This is a genomic window from Actinopolymorpha sp. B11F2, from assembly GCF_040195635.1.
Taxonomy (GTDB): Bacteria; Actinomycetota; Actinomycetes; order Propionibacteriales; family Actinopolymorphaceae; genus Thermasporomyces.
In genome coordinates this window covers 156,952-177,851 of record NZ_JBEFTX010000017.1, presented here as the reverse complement: position 1 = coordinate 177,851, position 20,900 = coordinate 156,952, and the positions used below count along the sequence as shown (strand labels likewise).

At 65.6% G+C, this 20,900-nt stretch carries 15 protein-coding genes; 7 read left to right on the top strand and 8 right to left on the bottom strand.

Annotated elements, in window-relative coordinates:
* A partial coding sequence (locus ABN034_RS26730) for an ABC transporter permease family protein (protein WP_502879098.1) occupies nucleotides 1-334 on the bottom strand: 334 nt, incomplete at its 3' end.
* A 53-nt stretch (nucleotides 335-387) separates the two neighbouring features.
* On the bottom strand, nucleotides 388-2,190 hold the full coding sequence (locus ABN034_RS26725) for an extracellular solute-binding protein (RefSeq protein WP_349693728.1): 1,803 nt from the start codon (nucleotides 2,188-2,190) through the stop codon (nucleotides 388-390).
* A gap of 650 nt (nucleotides 2,191-2,840) precedes the next feature.
* Here ABN034_RS26725 and ABN034_RS26720 point away from each other — a divergent pair.
* The 3 genes from ABN034_RS26720 to ABN034_RS26710 all read left to right on the top strand — a co-directional run bounded on the left by ABN034_RS26720 (nucleotide 2,841) and on the right by ABN034_RS26710 (nucleotide 7,538).
* Nucleotides 2,841-3,524 carry a GntR family transcriptional regulator gene (locus ABN034_RS26720; protein WP_349693727.1) on the top strand — a complete coding sequence of 228 codons (684 nt, stop codon included), beginning with the start codon at nucleotides 2,841-2,843 and terminating at the stop codon, nucleotides 3,522-3,524.
* Between the two features lie 158 nt (nucleotides 3,525-3,682).
* Nucleotides 3,683-5,158 carry an alpha-L-fucosidase gene (locus ABN034_RS26715; protein ID WP_349693726.1) on the top strand — a complete coding sequence of 492 codons (1,476 nt, stop codon included), beginning with the start codon at nucleotides 3,683-3,685 and terminating at the stop codon, nucleotides 5,156-5,158.
* 61 nt (nucleotides 5,159-5,219) lie between these two features.
* Entirely contained in the window at nucleotides 5,220-7,538 is a 2,319-nt protein-coding gene (locus ABN034_RS26710; RefSeq protein WP_349693725.1) for an ATP-binding protein, read from the top strand.
* Nucleotides 7,539-7,637: 99 nt separating this feature from the next.
* On the opposite strand, the gene ABN034_RS26705 is transcribed toward ABN034_RS26710, so the two are convergent.
* Nucleotides 7,638-8,696 carry an AI-2E family transporter gene (locus ABN034_RS26705; protein WP_349693724.1) on the bottom strand — a complete coding sequence of 353 codons (1,059 nt, stop codon included), beginning with the start codon at nucleotides 8,694-8,696 and terminating at the stop codon, nucleotides 7,638-7,640.
* Between the two features lie 270 nt (nucleotides 8,697-8,966).
* On the opposite strand from ABN034_RS26705, the gene ABN034_RS26700 reads away from it, so the two are divergent.
* Nucleotides 8,967-9,665: an HdeD family acid-resistance protein gene (locus ABN034_RS26700; protein ID WP_349693723.1), complete on the top strand. Its 699-nt coding sequence runs from the start codon at nucleotides 8,967-8,969 to the stop codon at nucleotides 9,663-9,665.
* A gap of 112 nt (nucleotides 9,666-9,777) precedes the next feature.
* A complete protein-coding gene (locus ABN034_RS26695; protein WP_349693722.1) occupies nucleotides 9,778-10,176 on the top strand; it encodes a hypothetical protein in 399 nt (132 codons plus the stop codon).
* An 81-nt stretch (nucleotides 10,177-10,257) separates the two neighbouring features.
* Here ABN034_RS26695 and ABN034_RS26690 read toward each other — a convergent pair whose 3' ends face one another.
* From ABN034_RS26690 to ABN034_RS26680, 3 genes are read right to left on the bottom strand one after another with little or no spacing between them, the layout of a single operon-like run.
* Nucleotides 10,258-13,119, bottom strand: coding sequence for a GAF domain-containing protein (locus ABN034_RS26690; RefSeq protein WP_349693721.1), 2,862 nt, complete (start codon nucleotides 13,117-13,119; stop codon nucleotides 10,258-10,260).
* A gap of 9 nt (nucleotides 13,120-13,128) precedes the next feature.
* Nucleotides 13,129-14,391 carry a cytochrome P450 gene (locus tag ABN034_RS26685; protein ID WP_349693720.1) on the bottom strand — a complete coding sequence of 421 codons (1,263 nt, stop codon included), beginning with the start codon at nucleotides 14,389-14,391 and terminating at the stop codon, nucleotides 13,129-13,131.
* Between the two features lie 35 nt (nucleotides 14,392-14,426).
* Nucleotides 14,427-16,016 (bottom strand): FAD-dependent oxidoreductase, encoded by a 1,590-nt coding sequence (locus ABN034_RS26680; RefSeq protein ID WP_349693719.1) that lies wholly within the window; start codon nucleotides 16,014-16,016, stop codon nucleotides 14,427-14,429.
* A gap of 236 nt (nucleotides 16,017-16,252) precedes the next feature.
* Here ABN034_RS26680 and ABN034_RS26675 point away from each other — a divergent pair, with 236 nt between their 5' ends.
* A complete protein-coding gene (locus ABN034_RS26675) occupies nucleotides 16,253-18,052 on the top strand; it encodes a glycoside hydrolase family 15 protein (protein WP_349693718.1) in 1,800 nt (599 codons plus the stop codon).
* Nucleotides 18,053-18,188: 136 nt separating this feature from the next.
* Here the strand turns inward: ABN034_RS26675 and ABN034_RS26670 are convergent, their stop codons facing one another.
* On the bottom strand, nucleotides 18,189-19,289 hold the full coding sequence (locus ABN034_RS26670; RefSeq protein WP_349693717.1) for an enolase C-terminal domain-like protein: 1,101 nt from the start codon (nucleotides 19,287-19,289) through the stop codon (nucleotides 18,189-18,191).
* 198 nt (nucleotides 19,290-19,487) lie between these two features.
* Nucleotides 19,488-20,168 carry a spermine/spermidine synthase domain-containing protein gene (locus ABN034_RS26665; protein WP_349693716.1) on the bottom strand — a complete coding sequence of 227 codons (681 nt, stop codon included), beginning with the start codon at nucleotides 20,166-20,168 and terminating at the stop codon, nucleotides 19,488-19,490.
* Between the two features lie 444 nt (nucleotides 20,169-20,612).
* On the opposite strand from ABN034_RS26665, the gene ABN034_RS26660 reads away from it, so the two are divergent.
* On the top strand, nucleotides 20,613-20,756 hold the full coding sequence (locus ABN034_RS26660; RefSeq protein ID WP_349693715.1) for a hypothetical protein: 144 nt from the start codon (nucleotides 20,613-20,615) through the stop codon (nucleotides 20,754-20,756).
* Nucleotides 20,757-20,900: the final 144 nt, after the last annotated feature.

Below are 20,900 nucleotides of genomic sequence, written 5' to 3'. Positions count from 1 at the left end.
CGCGCCGTGACAGCGGGTACGCCGCGAGCAATGTCAAGGTCACGTTGACAAACGTTCCGACGCCTGCGTAGAAGACGGAGTTGAGGAATCCCCGCACGATCGATCGGTACTCGACGACGGCCTGGTAGCCGGTGAAGTTGAAGTCGACCGGCCATAACCAGACCCGCCCTGACGACACCGCGAGCGGGTCGCTCATCGAAGCGGACAGGATGAATACCAGGGGATAGAGCACGGCGAGAAGGAACAACGTCAGCACGACGTAGTTCGAAATCGTGAAGATCCGGTCGGACCGGGTCTCCCTGATCCGGACTGTCCGGACTGTCGTGACGGCCACGTCGCCCTCCTCGCCGGCTCTTTCGTGTGTTTCGGTCGTCGGTCCTACTCGCGTCAGGCGTACTTCGCCTCGTAGGCCGCCTGGTAGGCATTCAGGTAGTTCGCCACGCCCATCCGGTCGAAGGTGTCGACGTACTTCTGCCACTCGGCGTCGTCGTTGATGTCGAGCTGACCCATGGTGAACTTCGCCTCGTGCTGCAGCACGTGGTTCTCGATCGATGTGGCCAGCTCACCAGCAACGGCGGCCTGATCCTCCGTCAGATAGACCGGCGGAAGCTGCAGGCTCCTGTCCTGGCGCAGGTTGTAGTACTTCTGGGACTCCTCGTACAACGGCTTCTCGAACGTCGGCTTCTCCGGGTCCACGACCTCGCCGAGGCGGAAGTCGCTCGACCGGTAGTTCACACCGAGCTGGCCCCACCACAGGCCGTCGTCGGGAGGCCAGGTCCCGATCGTGGTCCACAGGGCCTGCTTGCCGTTGATCCCGACCTCGCCGTCCTTGGCATATCGCCAGTCCTTGCCGTTGTACGCCTGCAGCTGCGCCTCGAGCTCGTACTGCCCGTCGGCCCACGCCACCGCGACCTCGGGGTTCTTGCAGGCACTGGTGACGACGAAGCCGCCGTTGATCCCCGCCGCACCGTAGTAGTTCCAGTGGGCCGTCGCGGTCCCGTCCGGGCCTTTCAGGGTCGGAACACAGACGTAGTCGCGCCAACGCGCCTTGGGGTCCTCGACGTCAACGGTCACGAAGTTTCCCCAGTCCCACACCCGAGCGGCTCCCAGGATGTTGTCGCCGGCACTGTTGCCGACGCGCTGCAGCGCCTCGACATCTTGGGTGAAGGCTTCCTTGGCGAGCAGCCCCTGGCTGAACAGCCGGTTCTGGTAGCGCAAACCCTCACGCCACTCGGGCTTGTTCGCCACGAAGTCGACCTTGCTGTCGTTCAAGAACAGCCACGGTGGATCCATCCACGGTCCTGGGTTGTAGATGAACGACCCCATGAAGAAGTTGCTCAACGGCTGGTCCGAGACGCCCGACAGCGGTACCTCGTCCTTCTTCCCGTTGCCGTTCGGGTCGCCGTTGGCGAACGCCTTCAACGCTTCCTCGAACTCGTCCAGCGTCTCCGGTACGCCGAGGCCGAGCTTGTCCAACCACGCCTTGTTGATCCACATCCGTTGGATGCCGCAGTTGCAGTGGAAACAGTCGTTGACGTACGGCATCGTGTAGATGTTGCCGTCGTTCGCGGTGATGAGGTCCTTGACGTCCGGGTAGTCCTTGAACATCCCCTTGATCTCGGCGCCGTAGTCCTCGATCAGCTCATTCAGGGGGATGAACATTCCCTGCGAGCCGTACAGCATCTGCTGCGCCGGACTGAAGTTGATGTTCATGAAAGCGTCGGGAACATCCCCGGACGCGATCATGGCGTTGACCTTCGTCAAGGCGTCCGGCGAGCCGGCCTCGCCGGCCACCACCTGGAAGTCGACGTGGACACCGGTCTTGTCCTCGTACCACTTGCTGAAGGCGTTGTCCTTCCAGTCCCCGACCGACGTGCTCTGTGGCACGACGATCTTCAACGTGACCTTCTCCTTCACGATCGTCGCCTTCTTCGACGCGATCGGGCCGACATAGCCCTCGGGATAGATGACGTCCTGGTTCGGTGTGGACTTCGGCCCACCCTTCGGCACCAGTGCTTTCTCGGCCGGCCCGCCCCCCTCCGGCTCGCCACCACCGCTGCATGCGGCCACCAGGGAGCCTGCCGTCGCCGCCGACAAGCCCAGACCTAGCGCACGGGTGACGAATTGCCGTCGGGAGAAGCCACTCTGTCCGATGTGCGGTGCCGACTCATGCCACTCTTCAACTGCCATGTGCGTACTCCTCTGTGCTGGGAAGGTCGACTGTCGGACTGACCCCCGTCGCTTGGATCACGGTTGTAAATCGGAAGCAGACGAGCCAGGGACACCTCGAGGTGTGCGCATCCGCCCACGTGGCCAGAGGGTCACCACCGCCGTGTCGTTGTGACGAGGGGCGGTGTTCGCGCCAGTACCGCCTGGAACCGGCGTCCGCTCTGGACTCACCGCAACCTCCCTCGGACACCGTCCAGCGTCTGATCGGCTCATTGCCTGGTGGCACTACAGACAGCTGCTTGGTGGTTCCGGCGAGCCGTTCCGATTGCCGCGTTGGCTGGGTGGCCAACTTCCACCCGCCGCAAGCCGATGCAGGCCACGGGTGCATGGACCGGGAGTCGAGGTCTGGCGCCCACCCGGCTGGAGAGTGCCGCTTGATGTGGGCAGGAATCTATACGATAGATATGTAGTGTCTAGAGTCGTGGCCAAATTCGGCCGCCGGTGAATGCGCGCGGTCGCTGCGCGGGCGCTGCGCTCTCCCCCCCGGGCTGGGCATAGCCCTAGGATCGACAGTCGCGATGGACTGGCCTGCGCAAAGGTCGCGAGCGCAGATTTGGTGTGTATGTATATATTCTTAGTGCCTGCATGGCACCGGGACCTGGATGGTGAACGTGTCGACTGACCCTCTCCCACTCGAGCGGCTCGCACCGCGACGAGTGCTTGTCGACGAGGCAGTCGCCGCGGTCCGCAACCTGTTGATGGACCAGACGATCCGCCCCGGCCAAAGCCTGATCATTGGCCGACTCGCTACGGCGCTGGGGGTCTCGCACACGCCCGTTCGCGAGGCGCTCGCGAGCCTGGAGTCAGAAGGACTCGTCGTCAAGCGACCACAACGCGGATACTTCGCGACCGAGTTGCTGACGAACGAGGAAGTGAGAGAGCTCTTCGAGCTCCGACTCCTTCTCGAGCCCTGGGCCGCCGCAGAGGTCGCCGCCGCCTCCCGACACATCGATGTCAGCGGACTCCGAGCAGAGCTTGACCAATTCGCCACCTCCCTACGATCCGGGCCGGAGCCTCCATACCGGCTGCTCTGTGACCACGACATCCGCTTCCATGGCCTCCTGATGCGACTGTGCGGAAACCGTCAGGTCGCACAGGCCTTCGCGCGTACCCACTGCCACCTCCATCTCCTTCGTATCCAAAGTCGAGCATCGAAGGCTGATGTCACCAGGCAGGAACATGAAGCCATCGTGTCCGCGATCGAAAGCCGTGACCTTGACGCTGCGGCCGACGCGATGCGTACTCACCTGAACGAGTCATGCCGGCGCGCGATCTCACTCCGGTGCCAGACATAGGAATGCGGACAGCCTCACCATGGCTTCGGCGACGACGAACCACCTTCGCCGACCACCTCGCTGGGTCCAGCTTGCTCAGGACGCGGCCGACATCGACGTCCGTCCACGACCAGTGACATATCCGGTCGCCTCACATGTGACAGACAGGGAGAGGGTTGATGGCTGCCTCCGACATTCCAACAGCGGCTAACCTCGCTGCGGTACGCCCGACCGACCGACAGCTCCGCTGGCAGGCCCTGGAGTTCTATGCGTTCATCCATTTCGGCATGAACACGATGACCGGACGCGAGTGGGGCCTGGGCGACGAGAGTCCGTCGGCTTTCGACCCCGCCAACCTGGATGCCGACCAGTGGATGTCGGCTTTGGCCCGCGCCGGCATGAAGGGCGCGATCCTGACAGCCAAGCATCACGACGGCTTCTGCCTCTGGCCGAGTCGACTGACCCAGCACTCCGTCGCCACCTCGCCGTGGCAGGGTGGTCAGGGAGACGTCGTGGCAGAAGCCGCCTCGGCGGCCGAACGACATGGCTTGGCGTTCGGGATCTACCTGTCACCGTGGGACCGGAGTGAAGCGTCCTACGGCACCGGGGAACCGTACAACGACTTTTTCGTGGCCCAGCTCGAGGAGCTGTTGACGAACTACGGCATGCTCTTCTCGGTGTGGTTCGACGGAGCCAACGGCGAGGGCGCGGACGGCAGGCACCAGGTGTACGACTGGGAGCGCTACTACGCGACCATCCGCAAACTTCAGCCCGATGCCGTCATCAACGTCTGCGGGCCAGACGTACGCTGGTGCGGCAACGAGGCGGGGCACACGCGTCAGGACGAATGGAGCGTGGTCCCCCGAACGCTGCAGGACACCGAGCGCATCGCGAACCAGTCACAGCACGTGGACGACGGAACGTTCGCCAGACTGGTCCGCAGCAATGAGGAAGACCTCGGAAGCCGTGCCGCGCTGGCCGGGTACGACGACCTGATCTGGTATCCCGCCGAGGTCAACACGTCGATTCGTCCCGGCTGGTTCTACCACCAAGCCGAGGACATCCGGGTGCGGGATGTGGCGGAGCTCTTCAGCATCTACCGTTCGTCCGTAGGCGGGAACTCAGCATTCCTCCTCAACGTTCCTCCGACGCCGCACGGCCTGCTCGCTGCGCCCGACGTGGCGACGCTGGCAGAACTCGGCGACATGATCTCCGGCCTCCGCGATCGCACGATAGCCGCAGAGATCTCGTTCTCGTCCGGAGCTGTGGTGGAAGGGGCGACGCAGCGATCCGTGGCGAGACGGTGGGGCAGCGACCTCCCACCGGACCCGACCCTGGACCTTGCCAACGGCACCGGGTGGTGGCAGCCAGACGAGGACGACGCTGCCGCGTCGATCACCGTCAACCTGGGCAGCGATACGGTGGTCGAAGCACTGATCCTCAAAGAGGAGATCTCGCTGGGCCAGCGCCTGGAACACGTCGTGGTGTCGGGACACCGTGGCGGAGCCACCGCCATCCTGGCCGAGGCAACCTGTGTCGGCTACCAGCGAATTCTCACCTTTCCCCCAGCGAACGTCGACGCGGTGACGGTCGAGTTCAGGCAGGCGCGCGACACCCCTGCAATCGCAGGACTCAGGCTCGTCCGCGCCGGATGAACGCTCGTTCTCGATCACGGCCCCGTATACCTCAACCGAAATCCGATAACGTGAAGATGTCATGCCGCCCATTGATCGGGGGTTTGCGAACCTTCCCCCGGAGTTCACCAACTTCGTCGGCCGTCGGCATGAGCTGACCGACGTGCGGCGATTGTTGGCTTCGTCGCGTCTGGTGACGTTGACCGGGCCAGGCGGTGTCGGCAAAACTCGGCTCGCGCTCCGGGTGGCCACGAACGTCCGGCGCGCATTCGGCGATGGGGTCTGGCTGGTCGAGCTCGACCGGTTGCAAGACCCGGAACTGCTCGCCGAGACCGTGACAGTAGCGCTGGGTCTGCGTGAGCCGTTCGAGGGCCCGCCGATGACAGTGTTGGAGCATTACCTCGCCTCCCGGCAGCTCCTGCTGGTCATGGACAACTGCGAGCATCTGGTGGACGCCGTCGCGAAGCTGGTCGCCACCTTGCTGCGTTCCTGCCCGGAGCTGCGGGTGTTGGCCACCAGCCGCGAGCCGCTGAGTACCTACGGAGAAGTCACGTTGCCGGTGCCGTCTCTGCCGATGCCGGACGAACAGCTGCCGGCCTCCCCACAGGAATTGTTCCGGTTCGAGGCGGTGGCCCTGTTCGTCGACCGGGCGACGGCCGTAGCGCCTGGATTCGCCCTCACCCGGGACAACCAGGCCGCCGTGGCGGAGATCTGTCGCCGGCTGGACGGCCTACCGCTCGCGATCGAGCTGGCGGCGGCGCGGCTGCGGGTGTTGAGGCCGCAGGAGATCGCCGACCGGCTGAAGGATCGGTTCCGGCTGCTGGACAAAGGCCCACGCGGCGCTCCCACCCGACAGCAGACGCTGCTGTCCTGCATCCAGTGGAGCTATGACCTTTGTTCCACGCAGGAACAGCTGCTCTGGACCCGGCTGGCAGTCTTCGCCGGCGGCTTCGACCTGGACGCGGCGGAGTCCATCACCGCCGGGGACGACCTGGTGGCGGACGTCGTGCTCGAGGTCGTGGCCTCGCTGGTCGACAAGTCGATCGTAATCCGGGAAGGAGATGCGAAGCTCGCTCGCTACCGGCTGCTGGACACCATCCGGGAGTTCGGCCGAGTGAAGCTACAGGAGACCGGCGAGTTCAGCGCGCTGCGCCGGCGGCATCGGGACTGGTATGCCGAGCTCGTCGAGCGGGCTGACACCGAGTGGGTCGGCCCTCGCCAGGTGGACTGGCTCACCCTGCTCGACCGGGAGCAGCCAAACATCCGCGCCGCCCTGGAATTCGCCCTCAGCGAGCGTGCTGATGCCCGAACCGCTCTCCGGATGGCCGCCACGCTGTACTCGTACTGGATCGCCCGCGGGCCACTCAGCGAGGGCCGACGCTGGCTCGACCAAGCCCTTGCCTGCCCTGTTGAGATCAGTTCCGACCGAGTCCGCGCCCTCTATGCGTGCAGCATGCTGGCCGGGCATCAGGGCGACTTTCCCGTGGAGTCGGCCCGCGCGGACGAGGGTGGCGAGGTGGCCCGGAAGCTGGGCGATCCTTCGATGAGCGCGCTGATCACTCTCGCCAACGGGTATCTCGCCCACTGGAACGGAGATCTCGCCCGCGGTCCCGTACTTCTGGAGGCCGCTCTCGATGTCTTCCGCGCCGACAACAATCTCCGTGGGCTCCTCGAAGCCCTCTTCGCACTCTCGCTGATGAGCATCCAGCACGATCCGAAGCGAGCACTCGCCTGCCAGCGGGAGATGCTCGCGATCACCGAGCCTCGCAACGAGGTCTGGTTCCGCTCGCTGGCCCTGTGGAGTCTCGGACTCACGACCTGGCTGCAGGGAGAGACCCGACAGGCGGTCGACCTCGTACGCGGGAGCCTGCGCCTGAAACGCTCGATCGGCGACCTGCTTGGTATTGCCTGGTGTCTGGAAGCGCTGGCCTGGATCGCGGCGAGCGAGCACGATCACGATCCCCAGCATGCCGCCACGCTGCTCGGCTCCGCGAAGAACCTCATGGAAGCCATTGGTACGTCCCCCTCGATTGGCCAGTTCACTCAGCCGTACCACGGAGAATGCGAGCGGCGTACTCGGCTCGAGCTCGGCGGGGAGGCGTTCGATGCAGCCCTTCAGGACGGGAGGGATCTCGGCCTGCCGGCAGCCCTCGCGTACGCCTTGGGCGAGAGCGTTCGGACAACGCCAGAACCCGCCGCCATCGAGGCGATCCTCACCCCCCGCGAGCGAGAGGTGGCCGAGCTGATCGCCCAAGGGTCGAGCAACAAGGACATCGCCCGCCACCTGGTGATCTCTCAGCGCACGGCCGAGGCCCACGTGGAACACATCCTGGTCAAGCTCGGATTCACCTCCCGAGCGCAGATCGCGGCCCGGGTCGTCGAAGGCAACGAGCTTGGCTGACCAACAAAGCACGATGTGGGCGAATCTCAGCTGGTCGGCGAGGTCGACGAGCGTTGCCCAGGCTTGCCGGGCGTACCGAAGGCAACGATGGCGCGGGCCTCATCTGGTCGACTTTCTCTGCGCAGAAAGCAACGGCTGCAACCAGGCTGCGTCCGGATCGGCGTCGACGAGCAGCGCCTTGACGAGCAGGGTCAGCGGAACGGCCAGCAGCGCGCCGATCGCGCCGAGCGTGAAGGCCCAGAAGACCAGAGACAGCATCGTGAGCGTGGCGGAGACGTCGACGACATTGCCCACCACCTTCGGCTGGAGGACGCTCTGGATCGCCACGTTGGCGACGCTGTACGCCACAATGACGGCGATCATCATCCTCGGTCCGCCCTCGAGCAGCCCGATAACCGCGGGTGGCACCAGGCCGAGGACGAAGCCGATGTTCGGGATGTAGTTGGTGATGAACGACAGCAAACCCCACAGCAGCGCTGCCGGAACACCGATCACCAGCAATGCTGCGACGTCGACCACGGCCACGGCGAGACCGAACACCGTGGAGACGACGAGATACCGTCGGGTGCCTGTCGCGAACGTGCTCAGCGCACGTGCCAGTCGGAGCCGCTCGGCCGGCATGGCGAGAAGCTTGTGCCCGAATCCGGCGGCGTCGGCGACCATGAACAGCAGCAGCGTGACGACGAAGCCGAGACTGGTAAGCACGCCGAGGGCGCCGCCGGCGACGCTGCTGGCTACGGTGACCAACTTGTTGATATCGAGCGCGCCGGCCATCTCCTCCAGCTGCGTCTGGGTCAGGCCCAGGTCGGCGAGCCAGGCCAGCGTGCGGTCGAGCAGCCGGGCGAACTGGACCCGATATGCGGGCAGCAGCGTGGCGAACCGTGCGATCGCGACGGCGAAAGACACTACGAGGGCGAGTAGGCAAGCGTAGATGGCAGCCAGGCCGGCGATGGTGCCCACCCAGCCGGGAAGGCGACGGCGCTCGGCCCAGGTATGCAGGGGATGCACGGCGATGGTGAGCACCAGGGCAAGGAACGTCGGTCCGACGATGCCTGCGGCGTCACGCAGGCCCGCTATCACCAGGAACGTGGCCGCCAGTCCGACCAGAATGGTGACCGGTCGCGACATTCCCGACCCGGTGACCCCTTTGCGGGACATAAGTGCTCCTTGGGCCGCCGGTTTGCGCTCGTGCCGGACACATGACTACGTGACGGGACGAACGGCCCCGATCAATTCTCTGTCAGTGGTTCCAGCCCATCCTGCCGCCGACAGAGCCGTCGAGCGGACCCTTTGGCCCGGGCCGCTTCGGTGACCTTGGTCCCTGTAGCTGAGTGTGTGTACGTTCCTACGGTCGAGGAAGAGACAGGTGGAGTGCCGGCACGCGCTTCGGCTTACAGACCGCCTGTATACCCAACCTCGGAGGACCCGATGAGTAGTCCGCAGGCTGAGTCGCCAAAGTCCGAATCACCGCCGACTGGATCGGCCCAGCCTGAATCTTCGCAGGCTGACCTGCTCCCTGCTGGCCTGGCGCGGCTCGTAGGCCCGTGGTGGCTCTTTCTCCTGACCGGGATCGCGTGGCTGATCGTCTCGATGGCGATGTTGCGGTTCACCGCGACGTCGGCGTTCACTATCGGGATCCTCATGGGCGTCGTCTTCTTGGGGGCAATGGTCAACGAGTTCCTGATTGCGTCCGTTTGGTCGCCGTGGCGGTGGGCGCGCGTAGTGATGGGCTTCCTCTTCCTCGCCGGTGCGATCTGGGCTTTTGTCAGCCCACTGGACGCGTTCTGGGCCTTGGCGACCATCGTTGGGGCGCTGTTCATACTGCAGGGGGCTCTTGTCCTGATCACGTCCATTGAGTCCAGATTCGTGAACAGTGTCTGGTGGCTCGGGGCGGGCGCGGGCGTCATCGAGATCCTCATCGGCTTCTGGGCCTCACAGCAGGTGATTTCGTCCCGCGCGGCGCTGCTGATCCTCTATGTCGGGCTCCTGGCGCTGTTCCGTGGGTTCACCGAAATCATGCTCGCGTTCGAGGTCAAAGCCGCACGGGACCGTTTGGCTGCAGAGGCCGGTGTCCCGGCTCAACGGGGTCAGAGCCGCGCCCCCACGCGATCCGGCAGACGCGCTTGACGGGTGGGCCAGGTCACGACTTCAGACTTTTGCGTGACCTGGTGGAGACCATTCGTCGGACAGTCAAACAGATGGGAGTACAACGATGACTCTTTCAGACTCACTAGCCGCCATGTCCGCCAAAGCCAAGAAGGCAGAGGACGACTTCCACGCCGCCCAGACTGCCCAGCACGCCAAGCTGGAGGAGCAGGTCGCCAAAGCGCGGGCATCGGCTCAGGAGCGCAACAACGAGCTCCGGGCACGCGCCGACCAAGCCAAGTCCGACGCATCGTCCTGGTGGCGCGACGTCCAACAGCAGTGGGACAGGCAAGTCCAGCAAATACGGTCCAACATCGAGACGAAACGCGAAGAGCAGGACGCCAAGAAGGCCGCCGTCCGAGCCGACATGGCCGAGGACGACGCGGCATTTGCCATCGACATCGCCAGGTCCGCCATCGACGAGGCGGAGTACGCCGCACTCGAAGCGGTTCTCAGACGCGAAAGGGCGAACGAACTCGCCGGCGCGCGCTGAGCGCACCCGAGCCGGGGGCTGGGTCAGGGCTCGACGGCGGAGCCGACTCCAGAGCAGGGGTAGTTCGGAACCAAGCGGACGTCACGTGGGTTTGTCCGTGCCGGGCGGTTCGTTCATCTCCTCGCTCGCGAGGCTGAAGATCGTCGACCGGACATTGTCGCAGGTCTGGTCGAGATCAGCGATTGCCTGATCTAGACGTTGCCGGAAGTCCTCCGCGCCAGTCCGGGCACTGGCGTTCTGCAGGCCTAAACCGACGGCGAACAGGCGTTGCAGGACGACGTCATGCAGGTCCCGTGCGATCTGTACTCGATCCTGCAGGAGCAGCAGGTGGTCGCGATCGCTCTGCGCTCGTACTCGCTGCAGCGCAACCGCCGCCAGGTCAGCGAAGGTCTGTATCTGTTGGACCTCGCCCATGGCCGCGCGTTCGTGAGGTGAGCCCCGGCGCCAACCGGCGAACAGAACACCGAGGACCTCACCCGATGCGATGAGCGGCATGACCATGCCCAGCCCGATCACGGAAAGGGCCGCCTTCCACTCCGTGGGAGGATCGTGACCACTCTGGCGTGGGTAGTCGTTACTGACGATCCGCTCGCCGGACTCGATCACGCGGGCGACCAGACCTCCCCGAGGGATCTGCGCATCCGGGGAGATACCTGGCAAACCCGGCCCTTGCATGGTGACGACCGACAAGCTCGTCGCATCGGCCGGGTCGAGGATCATAACCCCGCCGAAGTCGGCGCCGAAGATCTTCCGCAACCGGCCGATCACCAGCGACATCGCCTCGTCCCGGTCGACCTCTCCGATCAGCAGACGCGACATGTCCGCGGTCGCCTCGAGCCATCGCTCGCGGCGGAAGCGTTCCTCCTCGGCACGGGCGCGCAGAAGTGCGAGCGCCGCCTGGTCCGCGAACGTCTCCACCAGAGGGATCTCGCCCTTGGCTGCCCGCTCGTCGGATGAGCCTTTTCGCCAAGCGGCCATGAGAACCCCCATATTCTCATCATCGGCGATGAGCGGCATGAGGATGCCCAGACCGACCACCGAAAGTGCCTCTGTCACCTCCGGACGCGGATCGTAGCCGGACAGCTGTGTGGGCTCCTCGCTCACCACCTTCTGCCCTGACGCGAGAACGGATGCGGTGGGACCATCCCGAGGAACGCGAACAGGTACGGAGGCTAGGTCGTCGATGGTGGATCCGAAGCCTTCAAACATCTGCACAACGGTGTTCTCCTGCCCCGCTGGATCCTGCAGAGTGATCGCGGCGAAGTCTGCACCGGAAACCTGGCGCAAGCGCCGGAGTATGATCCGCAAGACCTCGTCGCGTTGCCGGTGGCGGAGGTGCAGCCGAGTCAACTCATAGGAAGCCTCCAGCCACCTCTGTCGGCGTTCACGATCTTGATGTGCGTGGCCCCGCAGCAGCACGAGAGCCGCCTTGTCGGCGAACGTCTGCACCAGCTGGACCTCGCCTCTTGCCGCCGCCACATAGCGCGAGTCCCGTCCCCAACCAGCAAACAGGACGCCCATTACCCCGCCGGTATGGCCGATGGGCACGAGCATCCCGAGTCCGATCCTGGAAAACGCGGCCGCTACCCTCTCCTCGGGCGGGCGGAAGCCTTCCTCGCTCGGAAGGTCATCGCTGACGATCGCGCGACCCGACTCGATCACCGAGGCGACTAGACCCTGCCGTGCGATCGGTACGTCCGAAACCTCGTCACCTGGTGCGAAGCCTTCGATCACCATCACGGATGTGTCACCGGCACCCGGCGGATCGAGGACAATCCCGGCGTAGTCGGCATTCGAGACCTCGCGCAGCTTTCGAATTACCAAACGCAACGCTTCGTCGCGATCGACGTCGCTCGAGAAGAGGTCGACGAGCTCCGCGCATGCGGTAAGCCATCGCTGCCGCCGAATGCGCTCCGCCCGCACTCGCTCCTTCAGTACCGCGAGGGTTACCGCGTCGGCGAAACTCCCGACGAGGTCCGCTTCGTCAGGGGCAAACCCGTCTTCTCGTGAGCCCTGCCTCCATCCGACGACGAGTACACCCAAGACCTCGCCGGAGTAAGCCAATGGGGCGAAGATGGCCTGCCCGAGTACCGAGAATGAGTGCACCCATTCGGCAGGAAGGACGGAACTTGCCTCGTTACCGACGTTCTCGTGGAGGATTGGGCGAACCGCGTCAAGTACGTGGGAGACAACGCCCACACGCCGTGCGCGTAAACCGGACAGCTCGGCGCAAAGGCCGTCGGCCGCCTCCACGACAAGGTTCCTCTGTGGGTCGGCGGGATCGACCAGCACGATCAGACTGGCGTCGGCACCGGTGACGACGCGCAGCAGCCGGATCAGTTTACGAGGCGCCTCGTCCTCGTCAGCGCCGCCGACCAGCGGTTGGAACACGTTGGACAGTGCCTCGAGCCACCGCTGCTGCCGCTGACTGTCTTCTAGCTGGGCATTCGCTACCGTGATCTCGGCGGCGCCTGCGAGCGCCAGAATCACGCGTTCGTCCGTCTTGGTGAACCTGTCGCCGCCGGCCTTGTTGCCCACGTAGAGAAAGCCGCGTGGTTCGTTATCCAGGACGATCGGGGCGCAGACCAGCCCCGTCACTACGAGATGCCGCCGAAGGCCGAATGCGGCAGGATCCGTGCCGATGTCGTTGCTACGCACCGGGAGCGGTGCATCCGAAAATCGACTCAGCAGCGTTGCCAACCACGCTGAATCCTTGATGCCGACAGTCTCGTCATCGGCCAAGCCCTCGGTGATGACGACGCTGGCATTTCGGTCTGGGTCAGCGAGTACCAACACTCCGAACTCGGCACACACAAGACGGCCGGCGAGTGAAAGGATCTTCTGGAGAGCACGAACCGTACGTTGTTCGCCGACGACATCAAGCTGGACCCGGGTAAGCGCTCGTCCCACCCGCGGTCGATCTGCCTTACCGGCGGCAGCCATTTGTTCACGCTAGCCGCGTTGTCTTACTACATCTTCAGCGGGCTCCCGCCCACGGGGAATGCGGACTTCTTGGCCGGATCGGACGCGGTCGAATCCGATCGGCAGGTGCCGTGGGCCGCGTAACGCCGGGTTGGGCCGGTACGGTGGCGGGTCCGTGAGCAGGCGAGGATTGTCCAGCCGGCGGGCCAGTTCGGTGAGCGCGATCTGGGCCTCGGCCCGGGCCAGCGGTGCGCCGAAGCAGTGGTGGATGCCACCGCCGAAGCCCAGGTGCTCGGATTCAGCCGGATTGACGTCGACGCGTTCGAGGTCGTGTCGATCGGGGTCGAATCGGTCCGGATCGTGTACATGGGCAGGATCGCGGCTGCCCGAGGCGAGCGCGAGATGGAGCGTGGCACCTGCGGGGATGCAGGTGTCGGCGATGTCGATGTCGTCGAGTGCTTCTCGCAGCAGGAAGTGCACCGGCGGTTCATAGCGGAGCAGTTCCTCGACAGTGCGGATCACGAAGTCGGGTTCCTGGCGGATTCTGTCGAGCATGGTGGGGTGCCGGAGCAGAGTCAGCATCCCGTTGGTGATGAGGTTGACCGTGGTCTCGTGTCCGGCGAGCAGCAGCAATGAGGCATTGGACTCCAACTCGGTTCGCGACATTGCTTTCCAGGTGCTGTCATCGGTGACCAGCGCCGAGAGCAGGTCCTCGCCCGGCATTTCGCGGTGGGCGTCGATCAAGGTGCCGACGTACTCACCCATCTCGACAAAGGCCTCATCGGCCTGGTGCCGCGCCCGTTCATCGGCTTGAGGGCCGATGCCCTCGACCATGGTGTCGGCCCAGACGTGGAACCGGGGTTCGTCCTCTACAGGTACGCCGAGCAACCGGCAGATGGCTGTTACCGGGAGTGGATAGGCGAAGTCGTCTACGAGGTCGACCTCCGTCCTACCGGTGAACCTGTCGATGAGGCCGGTCACGATGTTCAGAAGTTCGGGCCGCATGCGATCGATGCGCTCAGGTGTTGTCGGCGGACCGTAATGCCGGCCGATGAGGCGCCGAACGTCGTCGTGCTCTGGCGGGTCCTTGGAAATAAAGCCCCGCAGGTGCACGTTGCGTGAGCTGACCCGCGGGTCGTGCAACAATGCCACGATGTCGCGGTACCTACTGACCACGTAGCTTCCGTCGGCCTCACGTACGACCGGCGTTTTCCGCAGCTCCCAGTACAGGGAATAGGGATCGGCCCGGTTGGCATATTCCAAGATCTGCTCGAAGATGCTCGCGGCTGCCATGAGGGCTCCCTTCCTCGGTTGCCGCGTCGTGCGACTCAGCCGCCGTGCACGAGCACGGCCCGGCGCTCGCTTGGCTGGTGGCCGGTGAGCACGACTGTGGCCTGCACCGCTGGTGCTTCCCGGGTCTCGGCAGGTAGGGGCTGCCGGGTTGGCGCTTGGTCGACGGTACGCATCGTCGGTGGAAACGGCGCCGCCTGCTCGATCAGCCGGCCGTAGAATTCCAGCCACATCCCGTGGTCGAAAGTGACCGCGGCGGTGATACGTCCTTGGCGGCCGTACGCAGCCACGAACCGCCGGTCGGCCGGTGATCCCTGAGTCAGGACGATTTCGTCGGCGTACGTGGGCACCCCGATCGATTTGATCTCCGTGCCGAACTGGGTGGACCAGAATACCGGCAACGTCAGGTGCGCCCAGCGGTCCGGACCGGCACTGATCATGTTATGGGCCGCGATCTCGGCCTGGTCGACGGCGTTCCCCCAATGCTCGAGCGCCATGAACTCGTAGTTGTAGGCCGGGTGTGGGAACCTCGCCACGTCCCCGGCGACGAAGATGTCATCGGTGACCACACCGGCGGCGTCGAACGCACGGCAACCCGCGTCACAGGCCACACCCCATCGCCCCGCAGCCACACCGGACCCTTCGAGCCATTCGACGTTGCGCCGCGAACCGAGCGCCGCGACAGCGACCTCGACATCCAGCGTGCTGCCGTCCGAGAGCCGCGCCCGACGAAGGCGACCGTCCGCGTCGGCTTCCAGCGCGCTCACAGACGTCCGGGAACGCAGGTCCACGCCCGCATCCTGCTGCATCTGCGCGGCGATCCGGCCAACGACAGCCCCCAACGCCCCGGCCAGCGGTGTCGGGCCGCGGTCGACGACCGTGACCGGCAGGCCCAGCTCACGGCAGTCGGAGGCGACCTCGGAGCCGATGAACCCTGCCCCGATCACCAGCACGTGCCCAGGGTCGGTGGCCAGCCGCTGCCGCAGCGCGGCAGCATCGTCGCGGCCGCGCACGGTGTGAACGCCGTCCAGGGCCGCCTCGTCGGCGTTCGGCCAGGGTTCGGCGCGCACTCCGGTGGCGATCAACAGCCGGTCGTAGGCCACCTGCTCGCCGTCGGCGACCAGCACCTGCTTGTTTCGACCATCCAGACCCACAGCCGCCTGCCCGAGCCGCCAGTCCGCATCGAGCCCGCTGGCCAGGGGCAGCGCTGTCCGCTGCGCGGGCACCCGACCAGTCAGAACGTGTTTTGACAGCGGTATCCGGTCGTACGGCTCATACGGCTCATCGCCGATCAACGTCAGCGACCCGGCGAAGCCCTCGCGACGAAGGGCGTGCGCGGCGCGTAGCCCGGCCAACGAAGCACCCACGATGACAATCCGCTCAACCTGATCAGACGGTCTGGCGGCCTGTACTCTGGCGGCCGCAGCCGGCTTGCCCGGTCCACGATCGAGCACGATCGCTCGCACCGGACAGGCCGCCGCGGCCCGAAGCACCTTCTCCCGCTGCTCGTCACCGGGATTGGGCACGTACAACAAGCCCTCGTCGCCACGCATCTCAAACACCTCCGGTGCGGCGAAGGCACACTGCCCGTAGCCCTGGCACCGGTTGAGATCGACCACAAGTCTCATGACTCCAAGGTTGGCGCCATCTCGGTGCGATCCAACCGCTCGATGTGCCCAGCTCCGGCAGGTCGTACGTCACCGAGCCCTCGGCGGGCCGCGACTGTGCGAACCTCACCCACGCCGAGTGAGCGTCCGCGACATCACGCGAGCAAAGCTCGACTCCATCGATCCTTCCGGGACGGTTGGATTCGACGGCGTGACGCTACCGTGCGAAAAGTGCTGATGGGACGGGTGACAATCGAATGCTTCTTGAAGATTACGGTCTGATTGGCGACTTGGAGGCCGCCGCCCTTGTTGGTCGTAATGGCGCTGTTGAGTGGCTGTGTTTGCCACGTTTCGATTCTTCTTCGTGCTTTTCGACCTTGTTGGGCGATGAGCGTCATGGGCGCTGGTTGATGGCGCCAGTTGGTGAGGTGCGTGCGACTTCTCGTCGTTACCGGGCGGGGACTCTCGTGCTCGAGACTGATTTCGAGGTCGGGGACGGTCTTGTGCGCGTGATCGACTTCATGCCGCGTCGGAGAGGGGGCCCGCCGCGGTTGATGCGCATTGTCGAGGCGCTCCGTGGTCGGGTTCCGATGCAGATGGAGCTCTCATTGCGTCCTGACTACGGGACGATCGTGCCGTGGACTGAGCCTGCGTTCGATGGGGCTCTCACGACGGCAGGTCCGGATGCGTTTCGGCTCAGCACGCCGTTGCCGCTCCATGTGGAGGACGGTTCTGTGAAGGCCGAGTTCGTGATGGTCGAGGGGGCTCGCGAGCGGCTGACGCTGACCTGGAACGCTTCCTACGAGGAGACCCCGCCGGTTGAGGACGCCGACTCCGCGCTTGCCCGGACCGAGGCTTGGTGGCGGGAGTGGAGTGGCCGATGCCGATATCAGGGCGCCTACGCCGAAGACGTTGTGGCCTCGCTGATCGTGCTCAAGGCCATGGCGTCGGCGCGGACGGGCGCGGTGATCGCCGCGCCAACGACGTCGCTTCCGGAGGACATCGGCGGTGCGCGGAACTGGGATTACCGCTACTGCTGGTTGCGCGACTCGGTGCTCACACTCGACGCGTTACTCGCTGGCGGGTACACCGAGGAGGCGCTGGCCTTCCGCGACTTCTTGTTGCGTGTCGCCACCGGCGACCCCAGCAGTTTGCAGATCATGTACGGGGTGGGCGGCGAGCGGCGCTTGACCGAGTTCGAGCTTCCGGAGCTTCCTGGCTACGAGGGCTCCAGGCCGGTCCGGGTAGGCAACGCGGCCTCCGAGCAATTTCAGCTTGACGTCTACGGCGAGGTCGCTGGGGTCATGTTCGCCGGCATCGAGGTCCTCGGCCGGATCGAGAACTGGCTCTGGCCTCGGTGCCGGGCCATCATCGAGCACGTCGAGAGCATCTGGCGCCAACCTGACGACGGGATCTGGGAGGCGCGCGGACCGCGACGGCATTACACCTTCTCCAAGGTCATGGCCTGGGTCGTATTCGACCGCGGAGTGCGACTGGCCGAGCGGTTCGGCCTGGACGCCCCGGTCGAGCGGTGGAAGCAGGTCCGTGACGAGATTCATCGCGAGGTGTGCGAGCGGGGCTATGACCGCGGGCGCCGCACCTTCACGCAGTACTACGGATCCAAGGAGCTCGACGCCAGCGTCCTCAACGTCCCCCTTGTGGGTTTTCTGCCGGGCACCGACGATCGGATAACCGGCACGATTGACGCCATCTCACGCGAGCTCGGGCGGGACGGTCTGGTGTCTCGCTACTCGACGGCGGAGACCGACGATGGCTTGCCCGGTGACGAGGGCCAGTTCCTGGCCTGCTCGTTCTGGCTGGTCAGCGCCCTCGCGCTGAACGGCCGCGTCGCCGACGCGCGGGCGCTGTTCGAGCGACTCACCGGCCTCACGAATGACGTCGGCCTGCTCGCCGAGGAGTACGACGTCGAGCGCAGGCGGCAGGTCGGCAACTTCCCCCAGGCGTTCAGCCACCTCACCCTCATCGCCGCCGCACGCACGATCTCCGCGGCCGAGGGAAATCCGAACCGCGTAGCCAGCGAGCGCAACAGAACGTGACTGCGAGCGCACCTGGCCATTGACATCGCTGCAAAGAGCTGGAGGGGAGTCGCGCTGGCTTGAGACCGGCCCCGTGCGGTCCAGCCGTCGCCTGCGGAAAACCTCGTCCGATGACTCCTAGTGCGTCAAGGGCGTCTCATGTATTCGGGGTGGAGTTCGGGTCGAGGGGGATTCCGAAGCCGGGCGAATCGGGCACCGTGAGCAGACCGTCGTCGAACCGGTAACCGCTGGTGTCGGCGCCCAGGGTCTGGCCGGGGACGCCTTCCACCACGCCCACGTTGCCGAGGCCGGCGGCGAGCTGTGCGGCGTACAACGTCTTGAGTGGCACTCCCCAGGCATGCGGCGAGGCGGTGACGCCAAGGTCCGCGAGTCGCGGCAGCAAGGATCGCCAGGCGGTAAAGCCGTACGACACGATGTCCAGGAGGACCACGTCGATCAGGCCGGCCTCGGCGAACCGCAGCAGTTGTGCGACGTCCGGGTCGGTCTCACCCTCGGCGATGAGCGTTGACGACCCGGTCCGGTCCAGGGCCTTCCGAAGCCGGGTGAGGTCGTCGGCGTCATCCAGGAACGGCTCCTCCACCCAGTACAGGTCGCATTCGGCAACGGCGTCGAGATACCGCAGGAATCCGTCGCAGTCATAACCGTCATTGGCATCGACCAGGAGGTGCGCATCCGGGTATGCCGCGCGGACGGCGTGGGTGACCTCGATGTCGCGGGCGTCCCCGGCTGCACGGTCGAGCCACCGGTTGCCGCGACCGATCTTGAGTTTGAACGCGCGGTACCCCAGCGCGTAGTCCGCGGCGCAGTTCGCCAGCGGCGCGGCGACGCCGGTCGGTGCGTCCTGGGGGTCGAGGTCGTCGAAGTAGATCGCACCGTCGTACACCGGTATCGACGACTCGCCACGCGCGCCGAGCAGCTGGTGGACCGGCAGGTTCAGCAGCTGACCGGCCAGGTCGTGCAGCGCGAAGTCCAGACCGAGGACGGTCGCATCGACGGTGCCGACGGCCGGGTCGAACAGCTCAACCACCGTACGACCGACCACCTGTTCGGCGGGCGGGACTGCGCCGGCCACCAGCCCCCAGCCACTGATGCCGGAATCGGTGTGGAGGATGACGACCTGGCTCTCGGGGCCTGAACCATGACTGCCGAGCCGGGCATTGCGGCCGATGGTGCGCGGGTAACGGGACCTGATGGTGGAGCGTTCAAGGTGGGTGATACGTGCGGACAGCGGGCTCATCGGCCTTCCTCCATGGCGTGGGCGCCGAGGGTTTCGGGGCGCAACTCGTCGTCGTATCGTCGACCGTACGCCGACGTCGGCTTAGCGCGGCGGCTCGCCCGTGGAACCGCCGGCGGCCGCGTCAGATTCCCGTACTCGTCCTCGAGTCCGCCTGCTGGCTCCCTGCCAAGGCGGCTGCGGCGGGGCGGGCGCGGTTCATTACCGCGATGGTGTTCGGGCCACGTAGACAGTGTTGACTGCCTCGCGTCCCTGCAAGGGGTTGTGGAAGCGGACGACCTCGGCTTCTGCCGCTGCGAAGACTTCGGCGAGGACGGCGACAAACTCCTGGTCGGGCGGATCGTTCGACCAGAGCGCGAAGACGCCACCGGAATGGAGGTACTCGGCGAGCCGCCGCAGTCCCGCCGGCAGATAGAACTCGGCATGGCTGGGAGCCAGGACGTGGCGCGGAGAGTGATCGATGTCGACGATGATCGCGTGGAACCGCCGGCCCGGCTGCGCAGGATCAGGTCCCGTACCGGACCGGAGCATGGCGAAGAAGTCGCCATTGACGAGCCGGCACCGCCGGTCGGATGTCACCCCGGCCCCCGCGGGTATCAACCCACCTTGGTGCCAGTCGATCACCTCACCCAGCGCCTCGACGACAACCAACGAACGCACATTCGGGTGATCCAGTACGGCACTGGCGGTGAAACCGAGTCCGAGCCCACCCACGGCCACATCGACCTCGGTCCTGGACAGGCTGCCGAGCGCGAGGTGCGCCAGCTGCACCTCGGCAACCGTGAACAGGCTCGACATCAAGAACTCGTCGTCCAGCTTGATCTCGTACACCTCTTTGCCGACCTGGGGATCCCACCTGCGACGCAGGCTGATCTCACCCATCTGGGTAGGCCGGGAGTCCAACACCCGAAACCGCGCGCTCACCATGCATCCGTTCCGCCCACATCCATTCCTGGATCGTAGGCGGACACGCTCAGCGCCCTGACAGCGAGACCGGCCGCGGTGACCTCGACGCCCAGCACCGTGAACCCCCACACGACAACAGGCCGATGACCGGTGACATCATCATCTGACGTCTACGTCTGAACTGGTTCGTGCGATTCGAGAGGGCACCGTTGCACCCGTGACCGCCACTGGCTCACACAGCACCTCGTCGCCACCAGCCACCAGTCCGCGATCGGCTTCGGCATCGCCATCGGAGCCGCCGGCGGCAGCATCCGATCCGTCGAGGCAGCCACCTTCCCCCGCTACTTCGGCGTACTCCATCTCGGCGCCATCTGTGGCATCGTCAGCGCCGTAGGAGTCGGCTCCAGCGCCTTCGGCCCCGTGCTGTACGCACTCATCCACGACCTCACCGGCGACTACCAGCCAGCACTGCTCGGCACCGCACCGATCCCACTCCTCATCGCCATCGCCGCACTCGCCGTCGCCCCACCCCGAACCCCGAACGGGTCGGAACACAACCGGTAGCTGGCGTACCGGCCGGCCTCGGCCAGGTCGGGTCGTGGTGTGGCCACCTGTTCGACCGGCACGTGCGCCCGTACTCCACAGCTGCTGCCCGAATGCCCGACACCCACCAATCCTGAGGTCGTCTTCCACGCCACGTGAGTTCGC

Coding starts and splice junctions, on each gene's coding strand:
- ABN034_RS26675 (WP_349693718.1), top strand. CDS start 16,253: ATGCTTCTTGAAGATTACGGTCTGATTGGCGACTTGGAGGCCGCCGCC.
- ABN034_RS26715 (WP_349693726.1), top strand. CDS start 3,683: ATGGCTGCCTCCGACATTCCAACAGCGGCTAACCTCGCTGCGGTACGC.
- ABN034_RS26690 (WP_349693721.1), bottom strand. CDS start 13,119: ATGGCTGCCGCCGGTAAGGCAGATCGACCGCGGGTGGGACGAGCGCTT.
- ABN034_RS26725 (WP_349693728.1), bottom strand. CDS start 2,190: ATGGCAGTTGAAGAGTGGCATGAGTCGGCACCGCACATCGGACAGAGT.
- ABN034_RS26680 (WP_349693719.1), bottom strand. CDS start 16,016: ATGAGACTTGTGGTCGATCTCAACCGGTGCCAGGGCTACGGGCAGTGT.
- ABN034_RS26700 (WP_349693723.1), top strand. CDS start 8,967: ATGAGTAGTCCGCAGGCTGAGTCGCCAAAGTCCGAATCACCGCCGACT.
- ABN034_RS26705 (WP_349693724.1), bottom strand. CDS start 8,696: ATGTCCCGCAAAGGGGTCACCGGGTCGGGAATGTCGCGACCGGTCACC.
- ABN034_RS26710 (WP_349693725.1), top strand. CDS start 5,220: ATGCCGCCCATTGATCGGGGGTTTGCGAACCTTCCCCCGGAGTTCACC.
- ABN034_RS26695 (WP_349693722.1), top strand. CDS start 9,778: ATGTCCGCCAAAGCCAAGAAGGCAGAGGACGACTTCCACGCCGCCCAG.
- ABN034_RS26670 (WP_349693717.1), bottom strand. CDS start 19,289: ATGAGCCCGCTGTCCGCACGTATCACCCACCTTGAACGCTCCACCATC.
- ABN034_RS26665 (WP_349693716.1), bottom strand. CDS start 20,168: ATGGGTGAGATCAGCCTGCGTCGCAGGTGGGATCCCCAGGTCGGCAAA.
- ABN034_RS26685 (WP_349693720.1), bottom strand. CDS start 14,391: ATGGCAGCCGCGAGCATCTTCGAGCAGATCTTGGAATATGCCAACCGG.